Annotated in this window: 24 protein-coding genes; 11 read left to right on the forward strand and 13 right to left on the reverse strand. The window is 71.3% G+C overall.

The features are described 5' to 3' along the window. Positions 1 to 29: 29 nt before the first annotated feature. Genes AB0J33_RS24875 through AB0J33_RS24885 form a run of 3 tightly spaced genes read right to left on the reverse strand, consistent with a single transcriptional unit; the run spans position 30 to position 3,396 of the window. Entirely contained in the window at positions 30 to 854 is an 825-nt protein-coding gene (locus AB0J33_RS24875; RefSeq protein WP_363616418.1) for an AAC(3) family N-acetyltransferase, read from the reverse strand. Next, positions 838 to 3,177: an FxsB family cyclophane-forming radical SAM/SPASM peptide maturase gene (locus tag AB0J33_RS24880; RefSeq protein ID WP_363616419.1), complete on the reverse strand. Its 2,340-nt coding sequence runs from the start codon at positions 3,175 to 3,177 to the stop codon at positions 838 to 840. Before AB0J33_RS24880 ends, AB0J33_RS24875 begins: the two co-directional genes overlap by 17 nt. 30 nt (positions 3,178 to 3,207) lie before the next feature. Next, positions 3,208 to 3,396: a hypothetical protein gene (locus AB0J33_RS24885; protein WP_363616420.1), complete on the reverse strand. Its 189-nt coding sequence runs from the start codon at positions 3,394 to 3,396 to the stop codon at positions 3,208 to 3,210. 164 nt (positions 3,397 to 3,560) lie between these two features. Here AB0J33_RS24885 and AB0J33_RS24890 point away from each other — a divergent pair, with 164 nt between their 5' ends. Next, the gene (locus AB0J33_RS24890) at positions 3,561 to 3,809 is read left to right on the forward strand and encodes a DUF2277 family protein (protein WP_363616421.1); all 249 of its coding nucleotides are present in this window, start codon (positions 3,561 to 3,563) and stop codon (positions 3,807 to 3,809) included. 59 nt (positions 3,810 to 3,868) lie between these two features. Here the strand turns inward: AB0J33_RS24890 and AB0J33_RS24895 are convergent, their stop codons facing one another. Both AB0J33_RS24895 and selD read right to left on the reverse strand, forming a co-directional pair. Next, on the reverse strand, positions 3,869 to 4,348 hold the full coding sequence (locus tag AB0J33_RS24895) for a hypothetical protein (RefSeq protein ID WP_363616422.1): 480 nt from the start codon (positions 4,346 to 4,348) through the stop codon (positions 3,869 to 3,871). Between the two features lie 230 nt (positions 4,349 to 4,578). Beyond that, positions 4,579 to 5,568: a selenide, water dikinase SelD gene (selD, locus tag AB0J33_RS24900; protein ID WP_363616423.1), complete on the reverse strand. Its 990-nt coding sequence runs from the start codon at positions 5,566 to 5,568 to the stop codon at positions 4,579 to 4,581. A 195-nt stretch (positions 5,569 to 5,763) separates the two neighbouring features. On the opposite strand from selD, the gene AB0J33_RS24905 reads away from it, so the two are divergent. The 9 genes from AB0J33_RS24905 (at position 5,764) to AB0J33_RS24945 (ending at position 14,045) form a co-directional block, all read left to right on the forward strand. Next, positions 5,764 to 6,519 (forward strand): amino acid ABC transporter ATP-binding protein, encoded by a 756-nt coding sequence (locus AB0J33_RS24905; RefSeq protein WP_238660654.1) that lies wholly within the window; start codon positions 5,764 to 5,766, stop codon positions 6,517 to 6,519. 56 nt (positions 6,520 to 6,575) lie between these two features. Next, a complete protein-coding gene (locus AB0J33_RS24910) occupies positions 6,576 to 7,451 on the forward strand; it encodes a glutamate ABC transporter substrate-binding protein (RefSeq protein ID WP_363616425.1) in 876 nt (291 codons plus the stop codon). A 41-nt stretch (positions 7,452 to 7,492) separates the two neighbouring features. Then, positions 7,493 to 8,200, forward strand: coding sequence for an amino acid ABC transporter permease (locus AB0J33_RS24915; protein ID WP_363616427.1), 708 nt, complete (start codon positions 7,493 to 7,495; stop codon positions 8,198 to 8,200). After that, complete coding sequence (locus AB0J33_RS24920; protein WP_363616429.1) at positions 8,197 to 9,165, forward strand: amino acid ABC transporter permease; 969 nt, start codon at positions 8,197 to 8,199, stop codon at positions 9,163 to 9,165. Before AB0J33_RS24915 ends, AB0J33_RS24920 begins: the two co-directional genes overlap by 4 nt. A gap of 420 nt (positions 9,166 to 9,585) precedes the next feature. After that, the gene (locus tag AB0J33_RS24925) at positions 9,586 to 9,987 is read left to right on the forward strand and encodes a hypothetical protein (protein ID WP_363616431.1); all 402 of its coding nucleotides are present in this window, start codon (positions 9,586 to 9,588) and stop codon (positions 9,985 to 9,987) included. A 253-nt stretch (positions 9,988 to 10,240) separates the two neighbouring features. After that, a complete protein-coding gene (locus AB0J33_RS24930) occupies positions 10,241 to 10,990 on the forward strand; it encodes a hypothetical protein (RefSeq protein ID WP_363616433.1) in 750 nt (249 codons plus the stop codon). Further along, positions 10,987 to 12,144 carry a peptidoglycan-binding domain-containing protein gene (locus tag AB0J33_RS24935; protein ID WP_363616435.1) on the forward strand — a complete coding sequence of 386 codons (1,158 nt, stop codon included), beginning with the start codon at positions 10,987 to 10,989 and terminating at the stop codon, positions 12,142 to 12,144. Before AB0J33_RS24930 ends, AB0J33_RS24935 begins: the two co-directional genes overlap by 4 nt. 3 nt (positions 12,145 to 12,147) lie before the next feature. Then, on the forward strand, positions 12,148 to 12,810 hold the full coding sequence (locus AB0J33_RS24940; RefSeq protein ID WP_363616437.1) for an ABC transporter ATP-binding protein: 663 nt from the start codon (positions 12,148 to 12,150) through the stop codon (positions 12,808 to 12,810). Next, positions 12,807 to 14,045: an ABC transporter permease gene (locus AB0J33_RS24945; RefSeq protein WP_363616439.1), complete on the forward strand. Its 1,239-nt coding sequence runs from the start codon at positions 12,807 to 12,809 to the stop codon at positions 14,043 to 14,045. Before AB0J33_RS24940 ends, AB0J33_RS24945 begins: the two co-directional genes overlap by 4 nt. Positions 14,046 to 14,113: 68 nt before the next feature. Here AB0J33_RS24945 and rny read toward each other — a convergent pair whose 3' ends face one another. The 6 genes from rny to AB0J33_RS24975 form a co-directional block, all read right to left on the reverse strand. Next, positions 14,114 to 15,880 carry a ribonuclease Y gene (gene rny, locus AB0J33_RS24950; RefSeq protein ID WP_363616441.1) on the reverse strand — a complete coding sequence of 589 codons (1,767 nt, stop codon included), beginning with the start codon at positions 15,878 to 15,880 and terminating at the stop codon, positions 14,114 to 14,116. Between the two features lie 596 nt (positions 15,881 to 16,476). Continuing rightward, positions 16,477 to 17,166 carry a regulatory protein RecX gene (locus AB0J33_RS24955; RefSeq protein ID WP_363616443.1) on the reverse strand — a complete coding sequence of 230 codons (690 nt, stop codon included), beginning with the start codon at positions 17,164 to 17,166 and terminating at the stop codon, positions 16,477 to 16,479. A gap of 14 nt (positions 17,167 to 17,180) precedes the next feature. Further along, a complete protein-coding gene (gene recA / locus AB0J33_RS24960; protein WP_363616445.1) occupies positions 17,181 to 18,227 on the reverse strand; it encodes a recombinase RecA in 1,047 nt (348 codons plus the stop codon). A gap of 184 nt (positions 18,228 to 18,411) precedes the next feature. Continuing rightward, positions 18,412 to 18,612, reverse strand: coding sequence for a DUF3046 domain-containing protein (locus AB0J33_RS24965; protein WP_363616447.1), 201 nt, complete (start codon positions 18,610 to 18,612; stop codon positions 18,412 to 18,414). A 5-nt stretch (positions 18,613 to 18,617) separates the two neighbouring features. Next, positions 18,618 to 20,006 carry an MFS transporter gene (locus AB0J33_RS24970; RefSeq protein ID WP_363616449.1) on the reverse strand — a complete coding sequence of 463 codons (1,389 nt, stop codon included), beginning with the start codon at positions 20,004 to 20,006 and terminating at the stop codon, positions 18,618 to 18,620. Positions 20,007 to 20,201: 195 nt separating this feature from the next. Then, complete coding sequence (locus tag AB0J33_RS24975; protein ID WP_363616451.1) at positions 20,202 to 21,806, reverse strand: FAD-dependent oxidoreductase; 1,605 nt, start codon at positions 21,804 to 21,806, stop codon at positions 20,202 to 20,204. A 243-nt stretch (positions 21,807 to 22,049) separates the two neighbouring features. On the opposite strand from AB0J33_RS24975, the gene AB0J33_RS24980 reads away from it, so the two are divergent. Next, complete coding sequence (locus AB0J33_RS24980; RefSeq protein ID WP_363616453.1) at positions 22,050 to 22,280, forward strand: hypothetical protein; 231 nt, start codon at positions 22,050 to 22,052, stop codon at positions 22,278 to 22,280. A gap of 61 nt (positions 22,281 to 22,341) precedes the next feature. Here AB0J33_RS24980 and AB0J33_RS24985 read toward each other — a convergent pair whose 3' ends face one another. Together AB0J33_RS24985 and AB0J33_RS24990 are read right to left on the reverse strand one after the other, a co-directional pair. Beyond that, positions 22,342 to 23,070 carry a UdgX family uracil-DNA binding protein gene (locus AB0J33_RS24985; protein WP_363616455.1) on the reverse strand — a complete coding sequence of 243 codons (729 nt, stop codon included), beginning with the start codon at positions 23,068 to 23,070 and terminating at the stop codon, positions 22,342 to 22,344. Positions 23,071 to 23,453: 383 nt separating this feature from the next. Continuing rightward, on the reverse strand, positions 23,454 to 24,794 hold the full coding sequence (locus AB0J33_RS24990) for an aminotransferase class I/II-fold pyridoxal phosphate-dependent enzyme (protein WP_363616457.1): 1,341 nt from the start codon (positions 24,792 to 24,794) through the stop codon (positions 23,454 to 23,456). Between the last annotated feature and the right edge of the window lie 27 nt (positions 24,795 to 24,821).

A 24,821-nucleotide genomic window follows, 5' to 3' on the forward strand; every position in this document is an offset into this window, starting at 1 on the left:
GCGGCCGGAACATCAGCGTAGTCCCCGCGTCAACGTTGCGCTGCCAACCGGTTCGCGGCGAACCAGGCAGTCGCGAAGTCGACAGTGGCGCGCGCCGGCAGCAGCCGGGCGTCGGCCCGCCCCACCCGACCGCGCCGCACGATCGGTGTGTCGTCGAGCGCGGCGCCCACCTTCGGAAAGTCCCCGTCGTCCAGGTCCAGGGCGCGGAAGTCGAGGGGGACCCGCCGCCCGTCGACGAGCCGGAAGCAGCGGTAGTCCCGCTCGGGTGGCGGCACCGGGAGGCGGTACTCGGCCAGGTGCAGGGTGCTGCACGCCTCGTAGCCGACGCCGAGCAACAGGATCTGCCCGTCCGCCGCGTACAGGCCGCCGACCGGTGAGCGTTCCCCCAGGTGGCAGGCGAGGTCATGGCCGTCGGTGAGCTGCCGGGCCCGGGGGCCGAGCGCGGTGAACGAGGTCTGCGGATGATCACTGCGGACGGCGCCGGGGGTGCACCGGACGTACTCGGCGAGCACACCCATCCGCTGCGACGGGGTGGTCCGGCGGTCCCAACCCGGCAACGCGGCCTCGTACCGCTCGCGCTGCGCCCGGTCCAGGCCCGCGGTGGCGGCCAGGTGGACCCGGGAGGTCGTCGAGTTGCCGTCGGTGTGGGTGGGCACCAGCAGCGTGCCGGCCGGGCCGAGAACGTCGCGCAGCGCGCCGGCGAGGGTCGCCGGTCCGTGCTCCAGCGGGCCCACCCGACGGAGGCCGCAGTGCACCAGGAGGCACACACCCGGGCGTACGCCCAGCGCCCGAAGGTCGTCGGCGAGTCGGGGGCGGCCCAGCGCGGGCGGTGAATGCTCATCCGGACCCGACACGGGTCTCCTCCAGGGCGTGCCGCAGCCTACCGACGAACCGCTCACCCACCGTCGTGAGTGACCGGCTGGCCAGCAGCGCGTCGACGCCGTCCCGGGTCCACGCCAGGTAACGGGCCGCGTGCGCGGACGCGTCCCCCTCGTCGGTGGCCGCCCGGGACTGCCAGACCTGGGTGACGGCGAGGTGGGCGTACACCCCTTGCAGCACCCCCTCCGGGGGCCGCGGGTCGGGGCGCCAGGGCACCCGGATCCGGGTGCCCTGGTGGGGTTCGACCAGGTCGTACAGGTCGAGCACCGCCCCCAGCTTCGCGTGCTGCCACTCGTGCACGAGCAGCACCGCCAGCGTCTCCGGGTCGGGGTGGGGGGTGACGGCGACCGCGCCGAACGCGTGCCGGGCGGTCGCGCTCCGCAGGGGTCGCGTCGGGTCGGGGGCCAACGGCACGACGGCACGCAGACCGCCGTCGAGCGCCGCCGCGTGCGCCGGCACGTCCCGGTGCACGACCCGCCAGGCCCCGGCCAGGGTACGGCCCAACGCCCGCGCCGCCGGCACCTCCAGACGGGACGCCACCGGTTGTCCGTAGCAGTCGCGGTACGGGTCGCCGTCTTCGAGCAGCAACCGGCCACCGGGCACCGACACGTCACGGGTGGGCAGCCAGCCGGCCGACGTCGGCGCCAGCGGATCGAGGAGCACCGTCCGCTCGACCGCACCACGACGGACCTGGAACTCACCGGGCCGAACGGTCACCTCGGCGCTCTCCCCCGCGCCGGGCAGCAGCAGCCTGCCGAACGTGGGCAACGTGATCGCGTCGGACCGCAGCGGAACCTGCAACACGGCCGGGATGCCGGCCCGCAGGGCCGCGGCGACGGCGAGGGCCGGCAGCGGGTCGACCGCCGCGCCGACTCCGGGCAGGGCCGCCGGATCGAGGCGATGCACCAACCCCGGCCGGACGAAGGGGTGCGCCAGGACCGCCAGGACCGCGTCCGGCGCCGCCCGGTCGAGGTGGACGAGCAACTCCCAGGCGGCGGTGGCGCCGGACCGGTCCCGGCAGGAGGCCAGCAGCGCCCGGGTGATGGAGAGCTGGGTGGCGGCGAGCAGCGCCAGCGTCGCCGCCGACCCGTGCCCGGTCGCCAGGTCGTCGAGCAACTCCTCGACCGGCGAGGTGGCGGACCGTTCGCCCGACGCTGGTGGGGTGGCGGTCCGCTGGCGCGGCACGGTCGGGACGGGCGGCGGGTGGGCGTCCACGGTCTCGATCAGGCGGAACAGGTCGGCGCAGTAGACCGAGGGGTTGTCGAAGCCGGAGCCGGTGCGCCAGCGGTGGGCGTACAGGCCACCGCCGCACCGGTCGACCACCGGACAGGCACGGCAGGTCGGGCAGAGCGCGTCCACGCCGTCCTGCCGACCGGCGACCGCGGGGTGCCGCGCGGCCTCCTCCACCGAGTGGTCGAACACGTCGAACCCGGTGCCGGCCGCGCCGTGGTACGCGGTCTTGAGCGAGTCGACCTGCTCCCAACTGCCGTCCGCCTCGATCACCAGCACGTCGGCCGGCGCGAGGCCGAACGCCTCGGTGCCTCCGCCGCCCGGGCGCAGCGCCTCGAACATCCGGATCGAGATGGGGCTGCCGTCGTCCACCCACCGCCGGTGCAGCCGCCCCAGCCAGTCCGCGTACGGGGTGGGCTCGGGGCCGGGGCGCTGCGGGGGATGGTCCCAGGTGGCGTGCGGCAGCAGCAGGTCGACCCGGGGAGGGCTCTCGGCCAGCAGCGCCTCGTACACCCGGTCCGGGTCGTTGCGGACGTCGATCGTGCAGAGGATGCCGGCGTAGCTGGCCCGGTGCTCCGGTCGTCGGAGCAGGGCCAGGGCCCGCCGGACGTGGTCGTGGCTGCTGCCGCCGTGGGCGAAGACCCGGTGGCGGTCGTTGGCGGCGCGGTCGCCGTCGAACGACACACCGACCTTGACGTCGTACTCGACGAACAGCCGGCACAGCTCCTCGTCGAGCAACACGCCGTTGGTCTGCATGCGCAGGTCCAGTCGGGTGCACGGCGTGATCGCCGAGCGCAGCTCGGCCAGCACCTCCCGTAGCCCGGCGGCGCCCAGCAGCAGCGGTTCACCGCCGTGCAGGACCACGTGCACGACCGGTAGCGCGTGTTCGCGGGCGTGCTCGGCGATGCGCCGCGCGGCGGCCCGGACGGTGGCCGGCGGCATCCGCACCGGACGGCCCCGCCAGGTCTGGTCGGCGTGCTGGTAGACGTAGCAGTGGTCACAGCTGAGGTCGCACCGGCTGTGCACCTTCAGCACGAACTGGCTGATCCGCCGGCAGGGTCCGCCCACTCCGGGTGGACCGCACCGGCAGACCATCGCTCAGATGGACGAGTTGAAGGCGGCGACGGCCACGATGCCGGACGGCACGTGGTCGCCGCTGACGACGCGCCGGCGCACCGCCTCGACGAGATCGGCGTGCTCGACGGCGACCCGTTCCAGCGGGGTGTGCAGGCTGCGCCTGAGATCGTCTAGGTCAGGACGGGATGGGCGGGTGGGGGCATGGTCCACAATGAGTCTCCGGGGGCCCGGGGCGCTGAGAGCGCGAGCGGCGGCTGTGGCTCGAAAGGGCTCTGGTCCGTGACCAGGATAGACAAATATCGACCCAGTGTCACCGTCGGTACAATCGCCGGCACGGCGGGTGGTAAACCGCGGTCGACAGACGAGGAGCGGATATGTGCCGAAGCATCAAGACCCTGCGTGAGCCGTTCACCCCGCAGGTGACCGAGGCGGACGTCGAGGCGGCGGCGTTGCAGTACGTCCGGAAGATCTCTGGCTTCCGGGCGCCCGCCGCGCACAACGCCGCCGCGTTCGACGCCGCGGTCGCCGCCGTGACCGAGGCGACGCGCACCCTGCTCGACCAACTGGTGGTGCGGGGCGCCGGACCGGGCAGCACGGACCGAACGGCCACCGCCGCCAGCTGATCACCGGCCGCGAGTCGGCCCACGGCACGGCACCCGGCCGGGCCCGACCCTGGGGAGGGTCAGGCCGCGGCGAGCGCCGGCGCGACGGTGTCCGGCGCCCAACGCGAGCGGTGACACTGCGACCAGCCCCGACAACCCGGGTCACCCAGCGAGCAGAGCCGCAGCTTGCTGAGCACCTCACCATCGTCGGTGTCCCGGACGTCGAAGTGCACCGGACGGACCGTGCCGTCCGGCGCGACCAGCAGATGCCGGCCCGCGTCGAGCGTGTCGTCGCGCAACAGGCAGTTGCGGCCCAGCAGTCGGGCCAGCGCGGCGATGCTCGCGTGCTCGGAGAGCCGCTCGGGCACCCCGTAGCAGTCCACGACCGTCGAAAACTCGCCCGGCGCCTGCCATACGTCACACACCACCGCGTACGCCGGCAGCCGCGCCGGGTCGGCCACCGCCAACGGCATGACCACCCGACCAAGCGCCTCGGCCAGCGCCGGGTAGACCTCCACGGGTTGAGCCCCGTCGATTCTCCAGTTCCACAGCTCGGTCATTCCGCCTCCTCGCTGCGTTCGTCCCCACCGGCCTCCGGATCGGGCCTTACCCACGATGGTGGGGGGCATTTGACCCCAGCCGGGGGCAAGTTACCGGTCTGTGACCATTCCGGGCAAAATTTCCCTGAGCGGCATTGCTCGGAGTAGCGGGAAGGTGACAGTTTATCGGGTATGGTGCGCCATCCGCACCACCGCCACCGCGTGTCCTGGCCGCGGGCGAACCGCCCCGGTCAGCGCAGGACCACGAGGTGCTCCCCCCGGGGCAACAGCTCGCCCACCACCGTGGCGCCGGGCACCTCGCCCGCGATCAGCAGGCCGCCCGAGGTCTGCGCGTCGGCCAGCAGCAGCCGCTCCGCCTCGCCCGCCGCGCCGAAGTCGGTCCACGGGGTCACCCAGTCCAGGTTGCGCCGGCTGCCACCGCTGACGAAACCGTCGCGAACCGCCTCCCGGGCACCGGCCAGACAGGGCACCCGGGCGGTGTCGATGGCCACCGTGAGCCGGCTGGCGCGGGCCAGCTTCGACGCGTGCCCGAGCAGCCCGAACCCGGTCACGTCGGTGCCGCACCGAATGCCGGCGGCGACCGCCGCGCGGGCGGCGTCCCGGTTGAGGGCGCTCATCGTGGCCACCGCCTCCGGGAAGCTCTCACCGGTCGCCTTGTGTCGGGTGTTCAACACCCCCACACCGAGGGGCTTCGTCAGCGACAACGGCACTCCGGCCCGGCCGGCGTCGAGGGTGATCAGCTCCTCCGGTCGGACCGTGCCGGTGACGGCGAGACCGTACTTCGGGCCGTCGTCGTCCACGCTGTGCCCGCCGGCCAGGTGACAGCCGGCCTCCCGCGCCACGTCCTGGCCGCCGCGCAGGACCTCGCCGGCCAACTCCATCGGCAGCACGCCGCGCGGCCAGCAGAGCAGGTTGAGCGCGAGCAACGGGGTGCCGCCCATCGCGTACACGTCGGAGAGGGCGTTGGCCGCGGCGATGCGGCCCCAGTCGTACGCGTCGTCGACCACCGGGGTGAAGAAGTCGGCGGTGCTGACCAGACCGGTCCGCTCGTCCAGGCGTACCACCGCCGCGTCGTCACCGTGATCCAACCCGACCAGCAGCTCCGCGGTACCGGTCGCCGGGCCCAGACCGGCCACCATGAGCTCCAGCTCGCCCGGCGGGATCTTGCAGGCGCAGCCACCGCCGCGGGCGTAGGTGGTCAGCCGTACCGGTTCAGTCATTGCCCAATGATCTCGACAACAGCCCTCGATCGCCACCGCCGCGACCCGCGCGGTGACCGGAATCGGACGCCGCACGACGATCGTGACCGGTGTTACCGCTCCGTGACCCGCCGGGTTGTGTTCTGCCACATCAGGCCGCCTACAGTGGCCGCACCGGGGGTCAACCGACCCCGATCCGGGAGACGACAGGGGACGGTGGACGACGTGACGACGGGCGAACCGCTCATCGTGCTGGACGCGGTCAACAAGTGGTTCGGGCCGCTGCACGTGCTGGACGACGTCTCACTGTCGGTGGGTCGGGGCGAGGTGGTCGTGGTGATCGGCCCGTCCGGCTCCGGCAAGTCGACGCTGTGCCGCACGATCAACCGACTGGAACCGATCAACTCGGGCACCATCACCTTCGACGGCCAGCCGCTGCCCGCCGAGGGCAAGCCCCTCGCCAAGCTGCGCAGCGAGGTGGGCATGGTCTTCCAGTCCTTCAACCTCTTCGCGCACAAGACCATCCTGGAGAACGTCACCCTCGGCCCGATCAAGGTCCGCAAGGAGAAGCCGGCCGCCGCCCGCGAGCGCGGCCTGGCCCTGCTCGACCGGGTCGGCATCGCCAACCAGGCGGACAAGTTCCCGGCCCAGCTCTCCGGTGGTCAGCAGCAGCGGGCGGCCATCGCCCGGGCGCTGGCCATGCAGCCCAAGGCGATGCTCTTCGACGAGCCGACCAGCGCCCTGGACCCGGAGATGGTCGGCGAGGTGCTCGACGTGATGACCTCGCTGGCCAGCGACGGCATGACCATGGTCGTGGTCACCCACGAGATGGGCTTCGCCCGGCACGCGGCCAACCGGGTCATCTTCATGGCCGACGGGCAACTGGTCGAGGACGCCCCACCAGCGGAGTTCTTCGCGAACCCCCGCAGTGAGCGGGCCCGAGACTTCCTCTCCAAGATCCTCACGCACTAGGCGTCCGTAGTGGAGCGCGCCGTACTCGGTGGGCTCCGTTGAAAAAGGAGAAGAGTATGCGTATCAAGCGCGTTGCGGCTGTCGCCGCGGTCGCCGCTCTGGCGCTCGGCCTCACCGCCTGTGGTGGCGACGACGGCGGGGACACCGGTGCTGGCAGCAAGTCCTTCGCCGCCGGCAGCACCATGGAGAAGCTGAACAAGGCCCAGAAGATCAAGGTCGGCACCAAGTTCGACCAGCCGGGCTTCGGCCTGAAGGGCCTCTCCGGCAAGCCGGAGGGCTTCGACGTCGAGATCGCGAAGATCATCGTCAAGGAGCTCGGCATCCCCGAGGACAAGATCGAGTGGGTCGAGGCCCCCTCGAAGGTCCGCGAGGACGTGATCGTCAACGGCACGGTCGACCTGGTCGCCGCGACCTACACGATCAACGACAAGCGCAAGGAGCGGATCGCCTTCGCCGGTCCGTACTACGAGGCCGGCCAGAACATCATGGTCAAGAAGGACGACACGACCATCACCGGTCCGGACTCGTTCAAGGACGGCACCAAGAAGGTCTGCTCGGTCACCGGCTCGACGCCATTCGAGGAGATCAAGAAGTACGTCAAGGACGTCGCCACCCAGCTGGTGCCCTTCGACACCTACGACAAGTGCCGCGACGCCCTCAAGAGCGGCCAGGTCGACGCCGTGACCACTGACAACGTGATCCTGCTCGGCTACATCGCCAAGGACGAGGCGTCCTTCAAGCTGGCCGGCAGCAACTTCACCAAGGAGCCGTACGGCATCGGGGTGAAGAAGGAGGACGCCGACTTCCGCAGCTTCATCAACGACACGCTGGACAAGGCGGTCGCCGACGGCAGCTGGAAGAAGGCCTGGGACGACACCGCCGGCAAGTTCGGCGCGGAACTCGGCTCGGCGCCCACCATCAACCGCTACTGATCTGACCCTTCGATCTGGAGGGTGGGGAGGAACACCGACCCGTGAACGTGCTCATCGACAAGTTCGACGTCTTTGCGGGTGGTTTCTGGCTCACCCTCCAGATCTGTGTCCTCGCCGCGATCGGCGCCCTCGTCCTGGGCGCCATCGTGGCGGTGCTCCGCATCTCGCCGGTGCCGCCGCTGCGCGCGCTCGGCACCAGCTACGTGAACGTCTTCCGCAACATGCCGCTGACCGTGGTGATGTTCTTCGCCGCGTTCGGTCTGCCCGCCCTCGGCTCCAACGCCGACTTCCTCCGCATCCCGGTGCTCGACTCGCTGTTCACCCGGCTCGGCACCGACCTGCCGTACTTCCGGTTCGCGCTGATCGCCCTGGTGCTCTACACCGCCGCGTTCGTCTGCGAGGCGCTGCGGTCCGGGGTGAACGCGGTGCCCCCCGGCCAGGCGGAGGCCGCGCGGTCGCTGGGCCTGACCTTCGGGCAGAACCTGCGCCACGTGGTGCTGCCGCAGTCCTGGAAGGCCTCCGTCGTGCCGCTCGGCTCGGTGATCATCGCAATGATCAAGAACTCCGCGCTGGCCGGCTTCTTCGGGGTTGCCGGTGACCTGTCGGCCACGGCCGATCAGCTCACCGGGGCCGAGGGCTACGCCTTCGTCCCGGTCGCCATCGGCATCTCGATCGGCTACCTGATCATGACGGTACCGCTCGGCGCCCTGCTGGACCGGATCGAGAAGCGACAGGCGGTGGCCCGATGAGTCAGCAGACCAACGTCCTCTACGACGTCCCCGGCCCCCGGCAGCGGCGGATCACCCTGATCAGCAGCATCGTCGCCGGCGTGGTCCTGCTCGTCGGGGCATACCTCCTGATCTACCGGCCCCTGGACGAGAACGGCCAGCTCTCGATGGAGCTGTGGGGCCCGCTCATCGACCCCTCCAACGACAACTTCTCCCAGGTCTGGGATCGGATCGGCCTCGGCTTCAAGAACACCCTGTTCGCGGCGGCCCTGGCCATCGTGGCTTCGCTGGTGGTCGGAACGCTGCTCGCCGTACTGCGGATCCAGCTCAAGAGCCTGACCCGACGGCGCTTCGTCGGCGCGGCGACGCCGCTGGCGTACCTGCTGCGCGGGTTGAGCGCGGTGCTGTCGGCGGTCACCCGGGTCTGCGTCGAGGTCTTCCGCGGCCTGCCTGTCGTGCTCACCATCTTCTTCGTGGCTCGTGGCTTCCCCGAGTTCGGCTTCTACTTCGACAACTTCTGGTATCTGGTCATCGGCCTCACCATCTACAACTCGGTGGTGATCGGCGAGATCCTCCGCTCCGGCATGGAGGGGTTGCCGGGCGGTCAGGCGGAGGCCGCCGCCGCCATCGGGCTCTCCCCGGGACAGACCACCCGGATGGTCCTACTGCCGCAGGCCTTCCGGGTCATGCTGCCGGCACTGATCAGCCAGCTGGTCGTGGTGCTCAAGGACACCTCGCTGGGGTTCATCATCAGCTACGAGGAGACCCTGAACATCGGCAAGCAGATCATCGGCGTGCTGGGCAACCCGATCCAGGTCTACGTCGTGATCGCCGTGCTGTTCATCGTGGTGAACTACTCGCTGTCGAAGCTCGCCCAGTACGTCCAGCGGCGGCTCGCCAAGGGCCGCACGACCGCAGGCACCCCGGCGCAGAACCCGCCGCCGGCGGCCGTGATGTCCCAGGCCGAGGGTGGCGGGGGTATCTGATCAACACGAGTTCGCTGATATCGGGGTATTCCGGCACTCGGGATGCCCCGATATCGCGTTTTTGGTGTGCAGCGGCGCGGGTCGGACGACTCGGCGATGGACTGGCATCACCCTTGCAATGCCGTAGGACATCGGCCATGATATTCACGTCCTTGAGCGGGCTTCACATCCCACTCTGGACCACACGGGGATCCACGCTTTAGCGGCAGCAACTCTTGCTGTCGTTTCCAGCCTGCTTGGCGCTCCGTCGTGGCATTTCCAAGCCACCGGTTGGTGGGCGCCGCGGCACAGATACGGTTTCGTGGCGTTCGCGCGCACCGCCGAGGGCTTGGCCAAACGGGGGCTCTGACGAATAATGGCTGGTTCAGCCGTTCCTGCCATTGTGGCGTAGAGGCTCCTCCCTGCCCAGTGAGGAGAAGCATGCGCGTACGACACGTGATCGCTGCGGCCATGGCGGGCGCTGCCGCCATGGCGGTCGGTGCCACGCCCGCCCAGGCAATCGACCGGGGCGACTCGAAGGCCGCCTGCAACAGTGGCGAGATCTGTTTCCAGTGGCTCTACGACAACTTCTCGACCAGCTCGTACCAGCGACACTTCTGGTACAACGACTCCAACCACGGTGACGACTACTGGTCGAACCTCCCGGACCTGTCCCCGGCCTTCGTCATCGCCAACGACGCCGAGGGCCTGTGGAACCGGGACAGCAGCTGCGCGGTGACGCTCTACGACTTCGCCAACTACGGCACGGCGTACACCGTCTTCCCACGTGACTTCCGGGCCGGCATCAGCCCGCGTAACAACTCCCACAAGCGCTGCGCCTGAGCGTCAGTGGCGGGCACATTCCCAAGATTGTGCCCGCCACGCCCCAGGGAAAGTGGCCCCTTGAGGAGAAGGAATGATCCGTCGTAGGCGTGGAAGAATCGCGTGGCTGACAGCCCTCACCACCTTACTGTTGCCCGTCGCCGCCTGCTCCGAATCGGCAGCGGAACCGCCGGCGGACCTGGCCGCCGCGAAGTCTGACCAACCATTCTCGCTGTTTCTCGGCGAGGAGCTCGGTCAAATCGACTATGCACAGTTGAAGGTCCGCAACAAATGCCTGGCGAAGGCTGGCTACCCGCAGAATCTCAACATCATGCTGGGGCGGCCCCAAAACCCCTTCCGGCACCTCGTCGTCACCGCTCGCACGTTCGGTCCCACCTCCGCCGAGGAAGCGAAGCGCATAGGTTTCGGTCGGGACTCGCTGGCCGCCCCGCCCACGGTCCTGAGCTTCGACCCCAGCTATGACAAGGCGTACGAGGAGTGCACCGACAGCGCCTGGCGGGAGTTGTCCGACGACGCCAAGAAGGTCTACTACGGCTACTTCGATCTCGGCAACAAACTGAGCCAGCCGCTGTCCGGAGCGGTCAACGAACGGACGGGCGCGACGGCCTGGCGAGCGCTGCTGTCGTGCCTGGCGGGCAAGGGTCACCGGCCGCAGAACGAGCAGGAGTTCCTCCGTACGCCGACCCCGGCGCTCTTCGGTGTGCCGGTCGGTGTGGATGCCGCCGAGGGCCTCGACCGGTGGAAGCCCAAGCAGGTGCCGGGGACCGTCGAGGTAGGGCCGGCGGTGCCCGCGACCCAGTACCAGGCCGGCCCGGCGGAGAGCGCACTCGCACTCGCCTGGTTCGAGTGTCGCCGCGACACCGGCATCGACAAGCAGCAACTCGACGTGGCCGTGCAGGTCCAACGGGAGCTCGTCACCAAGTACGAGTCCTCCTTCCTGGAGCTCAACCCGCAGGTCACTCGCATCGCGAAGCAGGCCGCCCAACTGATTGGCGCACCGTGACACCCGGCAAATCCCTCGTCGGTCGGCGGCGACGCTCGGTCCTGCTCGTCGCGCTCTTCCTGGCCTCCGTCCTGCTGGTGACGGTCGGCGCGGTGCTGATCGGCCCCACCCTCCGGTCGCCGGACCAGCTGGCCGCCGACGCCGCACCGCCTCCGCCCTCGCCGGTGACCGCCTCGGTGGAGCGCCGCAAACTCGTCGAGCCGGTCGTGCTGCGGGGGCGTCTACAGCCCGGCGCGAGCGTGCGGGTCTTCGCACCGGCCGCAGCACTCGGCCCGAGCAGCGTGGTGACCAAAGTGCTGGCGCGCAACGGCGACCGGGCCGTCGAGGGCCGGGTGCTGGTCGAACGGTCCGGACAGCCGATGTTCGCCCTGGCGCTGCCGTTTCCGCTCTACCGTGACCTGACGGCTGGTGCGCGCGGTCCGGACGTGGCCGAGGTGCAGCGGGCACTGCGACGGATCGGCTACACCGTGCCCACCTCGGGGGTGCTCGACAGCACGACCCGACGACAATTGACCAGGTTCTACCGCGACCGGGGCTACCAGGTCGGCGGGGCGGCCACCGGGAACGCGGTGCTGCTGCCGCAGTCCGACGTCCTGCTGATCGACCGCTCCGGTCGCCGCCTCAGCACCGTGCACGCCCGCGTCGGGCAGACGTTGGTCGACCCGAAGGCACCGTTACTGGAACTCGACGGTCAGGCTCCCACCATCGTGGCGACCGCGGCCGTGGAACAGGCCGCCCTGCTCCGGCCCGGTCAACAGGCGGACGTCACCGACGACCTAGCCGATGCTCGGACGAAGGCAGCCGTCGACACGGTCGGCACCGATGCGGTCACCGGGTCGGACGGCCAGACCGGCATCGAGGTGCGTTTCCGGTTCACCGAGGCGGCGCTGACCGGGGATGCGAATCGTTCGGTACGGCTGGACGTGCGGACCTCCGCCGCGGCGGAGGTGCTGGCGGTGCCGGTCACGGCCATCTACTCCCGCCCGGACGGCTCCACCTTCGTGACGGTGGTGACCGATGCCAACGACACGACGGATGTCACCGTGACCACCGGACAGACCGCCGGAGGGTGGGTGGAACTGCGGGAGCCGGCTCCCGCACCGGTGGCCGCCGGCGTCAGCGTCATGGTCGGCGAGCAGACCGAGGGCGGCTGATCCGTGCTGAGCCTGCGGGACGTATCGCGCACCTATCAGGACGGGCAGCCCGTGTACGCGTTACGCGCCACCAATCTTGAGGTGGAGACCGGCGACTACGTCTCGATCACAGGCCCGTCCGGGTCGGGCAAGTCGACCCTGCTGAACATCCTCGGACTGCTCGACGTACCCACCACCGGTTCGTATCGGGTGGGCGCGGTGGAGACAGCCGACTGCGGGCCCAGCACCCGCGGCGCGATCCGCGGCCAACTCTTCGGCTTCGTCTTCCAGGCGTTCCACCTGCTGCCGGGACGCACCGCCCTGGAAAACGTCGAGCTCGGAATGCTCTACGGGCCGCAGGGTCGCCGACAGCGCCGGCTGATGGCAGCCGAGGCGTTGGAGCGCATGGGCCTGGCCAACCGCATGACCGCCGATCCGCGACAGCTCTCCGGTGGCGAGAAGCAACGGGTGGCGATCGCTCGCGCGGTGGCGGCACGGCCACGAGTGCTCTTCTGTGATGAGCCGACGGGCAACCTGGACACCGCCAACACCGCTGTCGTGCTCACCGTGCTGCGTCAGCTCAACCAGGAAGGGTTGACCCTGATCGTGGTCACGCACGACGCGGAGGTCGCGACCGAGGCCCATCGCCGCCTCCGGGTCACCGACGGCCTCGTGGAGGAGGCGTGAAGGCGAGTCTGCGTCCCGTGCGCCAGGACATCGCACAACTGGGGATCCAGCGATCCCGGATGCCCGTACGCGACCTGCTGTGGGAGGCGGCCCTCTCCGTACTGAGCCATCCCGGCCGCTCGCTCGTCACCGTGATCGGCACGATTCTCGGTGCGGCGGCCTTCGTGGCGAGCCTCGGCCTCGGCTCGACCCTCAACCAACAGGTTTCCGCCGCCTTCGACGCACGTCGTGCCACCGAGGTGCTGGTGCAACCGGAGGATCCGGAGCTGACGAAGACCTGGCTGGGCGATGCGGCCCTCGACCGGCTCACCCGGCTCAACGGGGTGGTGGCGGCAGGACGACGGGTGAGTCTCGGCGAGCAGCCGATGCGCCGGACGATCGACTCGTTGGCGGCCCCGACCGGCGTACCGCTGATCGGCGCCGATCCGGCGGCGCTGCGGGTGATGGCACCCCAACTGACCGTGGGGCGCAGCTTCGGCGACTTCCACGAGCGCGACGCCACGCAGGTGATCATGCTCTCCGACGCGGTGGCACGTCAGCTCGGAATCCACCGCACCGGTGTCGCGATCTTCGTGGCGGACAAGCCCTACACGGTGATCGGCATCTTTCACGACGTGATCCGGCGACCCGAGGCGATGGCAGCCGCCATCGTGCCCTTCTCCGTGGCCAGCCGCCTCGACGAGGCGGCCGGCGGTCAACCGGCGACCAGGGACGTACTGGTGGAGACCGCCCCTGGAGCAGCCCAACTCATCGGACGGCAAGCACCCCTCGCACTGCGCCCCGAGGCCCCGGCTGAGCTGCGCGCCGTGGCACCGCCCGACCCACGTACCCTCCGCCGGGAGATCGAGGACAGCACCACCAGGTCAACTCTCCTGATCAGCGGCGTCGCCCTGCTGATGGGTACCGTCTCGATCGGTAACGCCGCAACGGCCGGCATCGCCGCACGCACCGGTGAGATCGGCCTCCGCCGAGCGGTCGGCGCCCGGCGGCGTCACATCTTCGGCCAACTGGTTCTGGAGACCGCGGTCCTGGGCGGGCTGGGCGGTGCGATCGGCGCCCTGCTGGGAGTGCTGGCGACCTCCGTCGTGTCGATCGTCAACGGATGGGCGCCGGTCATCGAGATCCGGTCCGCCCTGGTCGCCTGCGCGATCAGCACGGTCGCCGGCCTGCTCGCCGGTCTGGTTCCGGCGGCCCGAGCAGCCCGCGTGCCCCCGGTGCAGGCACTACAGCGATAACCACCGGGCCTTGCCCGCGTCCACCCCGGTCTGCGTCGCGCCGAAACCAGACCAGGCCGGGGGTCGGATCAGCGGGCGATCTCGGTGACCCGGGACTCGCGGACCACGGTGACCCGGATCTGACCCGGGTAGGTCAGCTCCTCCTCGATCTGCTTGGCCACGTCGCGGGCCAGCACGGCCGCCCCGATGTCGTCGACGTCGTCCGGCTTGACCATCACCCGGATCTCCCGGCCGGCCTGCATGGCGAAGACCTTGTCCACGCCGAGCTTGCCCGCCGCGATCTCCTCGATCCGCTCCAGCCGCTTGACGTACGCCTCCAGGCTCTCCCGACGCGCGCCCGGCCGACCGCCGGAGCACGCGTCGGACGCCTGGGTGAGGACGGCCTCGATGGTCTGCGGGGGCACCTCGTTGTGGTGCGCCTCGATGGCGTGCACCACGTCCTCGTGCTCGCCGTACTTGCGGGCCAGGTCCGCGCCGATGATGGCGTGGCTGCCCTCCACCTCGTGGGTGAGCGCCTTGCCGATGTCGTGCAGGAACGCCGAGCGTTTGATGATGGGCACGTCCAACCGCAGCTCGGCGGCCATGATGCCGGCGATGTGCGCGGTCTCGACCAGGTGCTTGAGCACGTTCTGCCCGTACGAGGTGCGGTAACGCAGTCGACCGAGCAGGGTCACCAACTCCGGGTGGATCTCGGTGATGCCGACCTCGACCAGGGCGTCCTCGGCGGCGCGCAGACAGAGCTGCTCCACCTCCTGCCGCGCCAGGTCGTAGACCTCCTCGATCCGGTGCGGGTGGATCCGCCCGTCCAGGACCAGCTTCTCCAGGGTCAGCCGGCCCACCTCCCGGCGGACCGGGTCGAAGCAGGAGAGCAGCACCGCCTCGGGAGTGTCGTCGATGATCAGGTTGACCCCGGTCACCGACTCGAAGGCGCGGATGTTGCGCCCCTCCCGACCGATGATCCGCCCCTTCATCTCGTCACCGGGCAGGTGCAGGACGCTGACCACGCTCTCCGCGGTCTGCTCGCTGGCGACCCGCTGGATCGCGTCCACCACGATGTGCCGGGCCCGCTGCTCGGCGGTGTTGCGCGCATCGGACTCGATGTCCCGGACGAGCAGCGCCGCCTCCCGCTTGGCCTGCGTCTCGATGGCGTCGACCAGCTCCAGTCGCGCCGACTCGGCGGTGAGCCCGGCGATCCGCTCCAGCTCCCGGCGGCGCAGTTCCTCCGACTCGGCCAGCTCGATCTCCCGCTGGGCGAGCGCGGTCTCGCGGGCGGCGAGGGCGGCTTTCGCGGCGGTGAGCTGCCGCTCCCGCTCGGCGAACCGTTCCACCTCCTCGGTGTGCATCCGCTCGCGCTCGTCCATCCGCGCCGCCCGACGTTCCACCTCGGCGGCCTGCTCCCGGGTGGTGGCGGCCAGCACCGCGACCTCCCGCTCGCCACTGCGCCGGGCTGCCGTGCGCAACTGTTCGGCGTCCGCCTCGGCCTGCTTGTGGGCGCGCTCCAGGACGGTGTCCGCCTCGGCCCGCGCGTCGTCGAGGACCCGACGCGCCTCGGCGCGGGCCGCCTTCGCCTCGGCCTTCGCCGCCGCCGCCTCGGTACGAGCCGCGGCTGCCGCGGACTTCGCCACGTCGATCGTGCTGTTCGCCTCGTCGGCGGCGGTCCGCAGGGCGGCGAGGGACTGCTCCTGGCGGTCCTTCTCGGCGATGAAGGCGGGATCTTCCGGGGCCGGCGCGGCGCCCATCCGGCGCAGTGTCCGGATGCCGACCAACACGGCCCCGATCACCACCACCGCGAGGACGAGGACGGCCGCGAGGAGCACGACGTCGAAGGCGTTCATGCCGGGACCCCGTCGGGTCTACCGGTGAACCTGTGCCGCCGCCCCGCCATGGCCGCCTCCCCTAACGTCGAGACCGCAGCGACCGTGCCGGGGCACACTCCTGCGGCTGTGGACGCCCGACCGGAGCGGCTGGCCGTGGGTAGCTTTCTCCGCCGGCGGTGCCCGTGGGGGCAGCGTCGGCGACCGGGTGCAGTTGTCGCAGCGTTCCGGACCGGCCTGTCCGGAACTGCCGCCAAAGGCCGCGGAGTCGGCCAAAGTGATGCTGTTCTGTTACGCGATCTATGTTGTGCGCTTAGCCTGCGATGGTCGGGCAATGTGAGCCTGTATGGCGAGGCTAGGTCGCCGGGGGTGCTCTGGTCAAGGACTCATGATCAAACCCCCCGAACGGAGAGAAGTTGAGTCGTCACCGCGTGCTGATGCCGTGCCGGACACGAGGGGACAAACTCCGCGAGGCGTACGAGCCGTCAAACACGTCACGCCTGCTCAACCCGGGCCTAACCGGCCGTCGGGTGCCATTCGGCCACGGCACACCGGTCGGTGGGCGGGTGTGACCCAACCGTCCAACTGGGCGGACACCCCGCGGGGCGAACGGCACGTCAGTCGGAGGAGCGACCCTCGCGCTCCAACTCGCCCTCGGCATCGGCTAGCGCGTCGGCGTCAATCTGCTCGGCGAACTCGGCCGCCTCGGCGCTCTGCGCGGCGAGCGCGTCCTTCACCGCCCGGATGGCCACGCCAGGCGGGTAACCCTTGCGGGCCAGCATGCCCACCAGCCGGCGGAAGACCGCGTCCGGCTCCCCTCGGGCGGTACGCAGCTTGCGCTCCACGAGACCACGGGCGGTGTCCGCCTCGGTCTCCTCGTCCAGCTCACCCAGCGCCTCGGTGGCCACCTCACCGTCCACGCCCTTGCGGCGCAGCTCGTTGGCGAGTGCCCGGCGAGCGAGGCCGCGCCCGGCGTGCCGGCTGGACACCCAGGCCCGAGCGAACGCGGCGTCGTCGATGATGCCGACCTCGTCGTACCGGTCGAGCACCTCGGCGGAGACCTCCTCGGAGATGCCCCGCTTGGCCAACGCCCCGGCCAGCTCGGCCCGGGTGCGGGGCCGGACGGCAAGCTGGCGCAGGCAGATCTCGCGGGCCACCTCGGACTCGTCGCGCGGTGTGGACGCCGGCTCATCCGCCGACGACTCGGCTCGGCGGCTCCGGCGGGGACGCGGCGGATCAGCGGCGTCGCCCGTACGAGGCGGACTGGCATCCCAGCCCCGCCCCGTACGAGCGCGTCGTCCTGCCATCGGTCAGCGACCGGTCAGAAGTCGACCGGCGGCAGCTCCGGGCCACCGGCGGCGTCACTCGCGCCGACCCCGACGCCGAGCTTCTCCAGGATCTTCTTCTCGATCTCGGCGGCCACGTCCGGGTTTTCCTTCAGGAACTCCCGGGCCTTCTCCTTGCCCTGCCCGAGCTGGTCACCGTCGTACGTGTACCACGCACCGGACTTGCGGATGATCGCCTGCTCCACGCCGACGTCGATCAGCGAGCCCTCACGCGAGATGCCCTTGCCATACATGATGTCGAACTCGGCCTGCTTGAACGGCGCGGCGACCTTGTTCTTCACGACCTTGACCCGGGTGCGGTTACCGACCACGTCGGTGCCGTCCTTGAGGCTCTCGATGCGTCGCACGTCGAGCCGGACCGAGGCGTAGAACTTCAGCGCCCGACCACCGGTGGTGGTCTCCGGGCTGCCGAACATCACGCCGATCTTTTCCCGCAGCTGGTTGATGAAGATCGCCGTGGTGCCGGTGTTGCTGAGCACACCGGTGATCTTCCGCAGCGCCTGGCTCATCAGCCGGGCCTGGAGGCCCACGTGACTGTCGCCCATCTCGCCCTCGATCTCGGCGCGCGGCACCAGGGCCGCCACCGAGTCAATCACGATGATGTCCAGAGCGCCGGAGCGGATCAACATGTCCGCGATCTCCAGCGCCTGCTCGCCGGTGTCCGGCTGGGAGACCAGCATCGCGTCGGTGTCGACGCCGAGGGCCTTCGCGTACTCCGGGTCGAGCGCGTGCTCGGCGTCGATGAAGGCGGCGATGCCGCCGGACCGCTGGGCGTTGGCCACCGCGTGCAGTGCCACAGTGGTCTTACCGCTGGACTCGGGACCGTAGACCTCGACCACCCGGCCACGCGGCAGACCGCCCACGCCGAGCGCCACGTCGAGCGCGATGGAGCCGGTCGGGATCACCGCGGTCTGGATGACCGGCCGCTCCCCCAGCCGCATCACCGAGCCCTTGCCGAATTGCTTGTCGATCTGAGCGAGAGCAAGGTCGAGTGCCTTCTCCCGGTCAGGCCCTGCTGCCATGGTTGCCACCCCTGCCTTCGCCGGCGTCTTTGCTGAGCTTCGCGTCACGCGGACACGCTAGGCGCTAGGTCCGACAGAAAACCAGCCGACGGGCCGCGAGCTGTGGACGAGCACCCCGCTGTGGACAATAGCCGAACAGGTGTACGACTCGACAGGCGACACGCGGAAGCGGCGAAAAGGCTGCTCAGCGTAGTCGCGCGGGCACGCGGTCGGGGTACGCGGCGCAGACCGCCCGCCACACCACCTGCGTCCGCTCGCCCGCCGCCAGTGCCTGCTCGATGGTCCGTCCGCCGAGCTGCGACAGCACCTGATCGCGGGCGATGCTGGCCGCGTAGCCGGGCCCGAACGCCTCGTCCAACCGCGCCCAGAAGTCGGTCAGCCGCACAGTGATCAGCCCTCCTCGTCCGGTGCCCCGGTCGGCACCGGGCGCAACGCTAGCGCCACCAGGGGCGCCGTCGCGACCGCCGCGAGCAGGGTGAGCACGGGATATTCGGCGATCTGCATGACAAACCCGCTGGCCACGGCGGCGCCGGCCCCGGCCAACCCCATGATCAGGTCGGACAGCCCCTGGACGCTCGGCCGCACATCCGCCGGCACCGACTCGGACAGCAGGGTCGAACCGGCCACCATCGTCCCCGACCAGCCCAGCCCGAGCAGGACCAGACCCACCGAGAGTCGAGGGGTGTGGTGCCCGGCGGTGCCGGCGACCGCGCAGGCGGCCAGCAGCAGCCCGACCCCGCCGAGGATCACCGCCCGTCGACCGAGCCGGTCGGTGAGCCAACCGACCACCGGGGCGAACGCGTACATGCCGGCGATGTGCAGACTCAGCACGACGCCCACCAGCCGCAGCACGTCGGCGTCGGCGTGCGACTCACCGAGCCGGACCGGGGTCATCGCCATCACCGCCACCATCACCAGGTGACCCACCGCCACGGCGGCGATGCCGAGCCGGGCGGCGGGCTGCCCGCGTACCACCGACCAGGCCGCACGCATCCCGGCGCCGCGCGGCGGGCGCTCCTGGACCGGCGCGGCGGCCGGCGCCGGGCCACCGGCCGCGGACGCGTCGGCCGCCACCGCGCCCGCCGCCGCGTCGGCGACCGGCGGCCGGTCGGCGGCGGGCGCCCCGGCCGCCGCGAGCCGCCGCGCGGTGAGCAGCGGGTCGGGGCGGAGCAGCACGAGGAGTACGCCGCCGGTCAGCACGAACGCCACCGCGCTGAACGCGAACGGGCCGGCCAACGGGGGCAGCCCCCAGCCGGTGGTGACCCGGTCGGCCAGCGCGGCGAAGTTCGGCGCGGCCACCGCACCGATGGTGGTCGCCCAGACGATCAGGGAGAGCTGACGCCCCCGGCGGGCCGGCTCGGCGAGATCCACGGCCGTGTAGCGGGCCTGCAGGTTCGCGGCGGTGCCCCCGCCGAAGAGGAGCATGCCGAGCAGGAGCAGCGGCACCGAGCGGGTGGCGGCGGCCAACACCACCAGCAGGCCGCCGACCGCGCCGACCGCGTACGCCAACACCAGGCCCGGCCGGCGACCGTGCCGGGCCATGATCCGGGTGACCGGGACGGCGAGCAGCGCCGCGCCGACGACGCCGGCGCTCTGCGCGACCCCGGCCACCGCGGTACCGGCGATCCGGGCGGCGAGCAGCGCGCCGACGGCGATGCCGATGGTCACGCCGACGCCACCGATGATCTGCGTGGTGAAGAGCAGCCGCAGGGTGCGCCGCTGGATCGACGTGACATCCGGGCCGGCGGCGGTACGCGGCGCGGTCAGGTCGGTGGCCATCGGTGCTCCTCGGGACGGTGGTGACCCATCCTCGCGCACCCACCGCGCCGCCCGCCGCCCGCCGCCCACCCGACCGCCGCCCGACAGCCCGCCCACCCGACCGCCGCCCGACAGCCCGCCCGCCTGACCGGCCGCCTGACCGCCGCCCGCCCGTCAGCCCCGGCGCACCCGCGACCTCGGACCGGCCCGCGACGGTCAGCTGGCCAGCACCCGCTGGTGCAGCGCGGAGACCGCCGAACGTGCCGCCACGAACGCGCCGTGCTGCCAGGCCACCTCGTGGCTGAGCCAGTCCCCGGCGAAGTAGACCCGCCCGGCCGGCTGGAGCAGCAGGTTGTATCCGGGCGTGCCGTACCGGGGCGAGGTCCAGGCGCCCTCGATGTAGCGGGTCCGGTCCCAGGCGTGGGAGTACGACGTGACCAGCTCGCTGCGGTACTTGTCGCCGTGGATCTTCACGCCCTGGCCGACCGCGCGCTCGCGGCGCTGCTCCGGGGTGAGCGCGCTGTACGCCCGAGCGTTCGCCCCGGTGTTGTAGTAGCCGACGACCAGGCCGCGCTTGCCGTGGAAGCCGTAGGACGGGTACCAGATGTGCGACAGGTCCAGATCGGTCTCGGTGATGCCGCCGTAGATCCGTTGATCGGTCTCCCACCAACGGCTGCGGTACTCCAGTCCGATCTTTCCGGCGGCGGTGACCGGAAAGTCGGCCAGGGCCGTGGTCACCGCCGTACCGAGGTTGTGCGGTACGCGGGCCATCAGGTGCGGCGGCAGCGCCGCCACGCAGTAGTCGGCGGTGATCTGCGCCTGCCGGCCGCCCTGCCGGTAGGTCACCTCGACCCGGCTGCCCCGGTCGGTCACCGCGGTCACCTCGGCGTCGAGTCGGATCCGGTGCGGGCCCACCGCCCTGGCCAGGGCCCGGGGAATCTGGTCCATTCCGCCGACCGGCTGGAACATCAGCATGGCCTGGTCGTAACCGAACTCGAAGGAGAAGTACCGGCCGACGTTGCTGGCGAAGACGTCGGAGAGCGCCGGCGGCGTGCCGAGCGGGCTCCCCACGTCGTTGCCCGCCCCCGGGTAGGCGAGGTAGCCACGACGGTTGGTCCCGGTGTACGCGAAGTCGCTGGTCCGTCCGCCGATCGCGCCGAAGCTCTGTAGGAACGACAGCAGCCGGTCCCGGTCCTCGGTGGTGAGCCGGGCGTCCAGCGCGCCCTGGTCGGTGGCCTTCGCGAGCAGTTCCGAGACGTAACCGAACACGTCGGCCTTGGCGGTGCGGTACCGGATCGGTGCGGTCATCCCGGCGGACTCGTTGTAGATCCAGGCATCGGCGTTCTGGTTGGTGAAGACCTCGATGGGTACGCCCAGCTCACGGCAGTAGTCCATGGTGACCATCCACTGTGCGATGCGGCCCGGCCCGGCGTTGAAGTAGACCCCGTCGGAGAAACCGGCCCGCTGGGTGCGTCCGTCGAGGTCGGTCTCGACGTCGCCGCCCCGGATGGTCAGGTTCCGCCCACCGACGCGGTGCCGGGCCTCCAGGATGGTGCAGTGGTAGCCCGCCTTGCCCAGTTCGTACGCCGTGGTGAGCCCCGCGATGCCGCCGCCGAGCACGACCACGCTGGCACCCGACCGCCCGGTCAGGGAGAAGTCGGAGCGCTCCGGCGCCCGGAATTCCGGGGTCGACGAAGCGGCCGCGCTGGGAGCCAGCCCCATCGCGCCCATCGTGGCGAGCATCGCGCCGGCTCCGCCGCTGATGCCGACGGCGCGCAGGAACCCACGCCGGCTGACCATCGACTGCGTCTGATCGCTCATAACGGCCTCCCCAACAAGATCGACTCGCATGAGTCTGCAGAGAGGCTGTTACGTGGATCGCGCGATGCCGTTTCCGGTAGGTATCGGGCTCGCCAGCGGCGTGGAGGCCGCACTCGCGCAGCCCCCGCGGGTTGCTGTCCGCATCGGCAGCCGCGTGCCGGTGCCGAACGCGGAAACTCGCTGGGGGCCGGGACGGCCCACGTGCGACAGTTCGACTCTGCCGATCGGCAAGGAGGTCCTGACATGCCTCTGCTGCGAGTCCGCGTCGACAGCGACCGGAGCACCGCTCGTCGCGTCCTGCAACTGCACCAGGAGGGCAGGAACCATCACGAGTCGCGGGAGGCGGCCCGGGAACAGGTGTGGCGTCAGGGCCGCACCCCGGCCGGTGATCCGATCTTCGTCGGCGTCACGAACGGCAGTCAGCACGTGCAGTTGCTCTACGACGTCGAGGTCTACTCCGACACGGCTTCCTGAGTGCTCCCGCCGGACCGGTCCGGCGGCTCGGGACGACGACTGCCCGCCGTGTCCGGCAGGGTCACGACGAACGGGTGGTCCGCCGCCGTCCGGCGATCGCGCGGGCAGCGACGGTGAGGTCGGTTACCAGCCCCTCGTACGCCTTGTCCTGGTCGTCGGCGCGCAGCACCGCGGACGGGTGGATGGTGGCCAGCAGCCGGGTCGGCGGTGCGTCGGCCCGCTTGCCGGCGTCGTCCACCGGCACCCCCCGGAAATCCTCCGGGTGCTGGGCCGACTCCGGCCAGGGCAGCAGCTCGCCCCGCTGCCGGGTGACCCGGAAGGACGGGCCCAGCAGCGCCTTGGCGGCGGTCGCGCCGAGCACCACCACGATCTCCGGACGCAGCCGGGCGAACTCGGCGACCAACCACGGCCGGCAGGCGGTGATGTGCACCTGGTCCGGGGTCTGGTGGATGCGCCGCTTGCCGCGCAACTCGAAGCGGAAGTGCTTGACGGCGTTGGTCAGGTAGAGCTGTTTCGGGTCCAGTTGGGCGTCGTCGACCGCGCGGCGCAGCAGCCGCCCGGCCGGGCCGACGAAGGGCAGCCCCTTCTGGTCCTCCATGTCGCCGGGCTGCTCGCCGACCAGCACCACGCGGGCGCTCTCGTCGCCCCGGCCGAAGACTGTCTGCGAGGCGTCCCGGTACAGCTCACAGCCCCGACAGCCGCCGGCGGCGGTGCGCAGGTCGTCGATGGTGTCGGCGTCGGGCGGAATGAAGCGCTGGGCGCCCGGGGCGCTCCCGGTCTGCTCGGCCATGCCGACTGTTATATACCCGTTCGGTGCCCAGTGCCGGGTACGCCCCGGCGCTTCGCCGCGGTCGATATCGGCTCGCTGGCCGAGGGTGGCGCCGCCCGCTGCGGGTCAGTAACCGCCCCCGCCCCCGTCGCCGCCGGACGCGAGCGCGATCAGCACGATGACGATGATGATGATCGCCACCGCGATGGCGATCCAAATCCCCTTACGAGCCCCAGAAGAAGCCATGTCCCCACACCTCCGGGCGCCGCATACCCGTCCCGACCGTCCCGAATCCCCGCGATCTTGCACTTCCTGTCCCGACCAACAACCACAGGTCTGACATTTCGTCAACACATACCGCAAGATCGCGGGGGCGGGCGGGGGTGGGGTGGGGGTGGGGTGGGTCAGGTGGGGAAGCCCTGGGTGGGGGGTGGATTTTCGGCTTGGGCCAGGGCGGCGGCCAGGGGGGCCAGGTCGGCGGGGTCCAGCGAGCTGACGGTGACGCGCAGGGCGGGCGGGGCGGCGATCCGGTAGAGCGCGCCGGGGGCCACCGCCCAGCCGGCGTCGCGGAGCGCGGTCACCGTACTGGTCTCGTCCGTCACCGGCAGCCAGACGTTGATGCCGCTGCGGCCGTGGGCGGTCAGGCCGTGCTCGGCCAGCGCGGCGAGCAGCCCTTCGCGCCGCTGTTCGTAGCTCTGCGCCGCCCGCCGCACCAACTCGGTGACCGCCGGGTCGCGCCACAGGGCGAGCACCAGGCGTTGCAGCACGGTGGAGACCCAGCCGGCGCCGACCCGGGCACGGCCGCTCACCCGGGCCACGGTCGTCTCGTCGCCCACCAGCACCGCCAGCCGTAGGTCGGGGCCGAACGGCTTGCTCACCGAGCGGAGGAAGGCCCAACTCGCGGTCGCGCCGGCGAGCGGGTGCAGGGGTACGCGGGCCAGCTCGGCCGCGTGGTCGTCCTCGATCAACAGCAGGTCCCGCCGGCCGGCGAGCAGCGTCCGCAGCGCCTTGGCGCGGGCCGCGGAGACGGCGGCGCCGGTCGGGTTCTGCGCCCGGCTGGTGACGATCAGCGCCCGGGCTCCGGCGGCGAGCGCCGCGGCCACCCCGGCGACCAGCGGTCCCTCGTCGTCCAGCGGCACGCCGATCGGGCGCAACCCCAGCGCGGCGACCAGGTCGAGCAGGTTGGCCCAGCCCGGATCCTCGACCGCCACCGCGTCGCCGGGGCGCAGGTGCGCGCCGAGCAGCCGCTCGATGCCGTCCAGCGCCCCACCGGTGAGAGTCAGCTCTCCGGCCGGTACGCCGTCGGCGCGCAGCCGGGCGCGGGCCGCCTCCGCCAGTTCGGGCAGCACTCCGGCGTCGGAGTAGCCGACCGACGGACCCCCCTCGGCGGCGAGCGCCGCCAGGTGCGGGCCCAGCGGGGGCAGCAGCCGGGGGTCGGGTTCGCCCCGGGACAGGTCTCGGGCGCCGGACAACGGTGCGGGGCGCAGCGCGGAGCGTCGGGCGGCCACCGGCGGGCGGGGGCGTACCCGGGTGCCGTGCCGACCGGCGGTGGCGAGCAGGCCACGCTGGCGCAGCTCCTGGTAGGCGCGGGCGACGGTGGCGGGGCTGACGCCCAACTCGGCGGCGAGTGCCCGCACGGGCGGCAGGGCGGCCCCGGGCGGCAGGGCGCCGGTACGGATGCCCGACTCGATGCTGGCCGAAATCTCGACGGCTGTCGAACCGGTGAGCTGATAGCGTGCTGACACAAACAAGAGATTGTACTAGAACAAAGG

The organism is Micromonospora sp. NPDC049645, from assembly GCF_040675155.1.
GTDB lineage: Bacteria > Actinomycetota > Actinomycetes > Mycobacteriales > Micromonosporaceae > Micromonospora.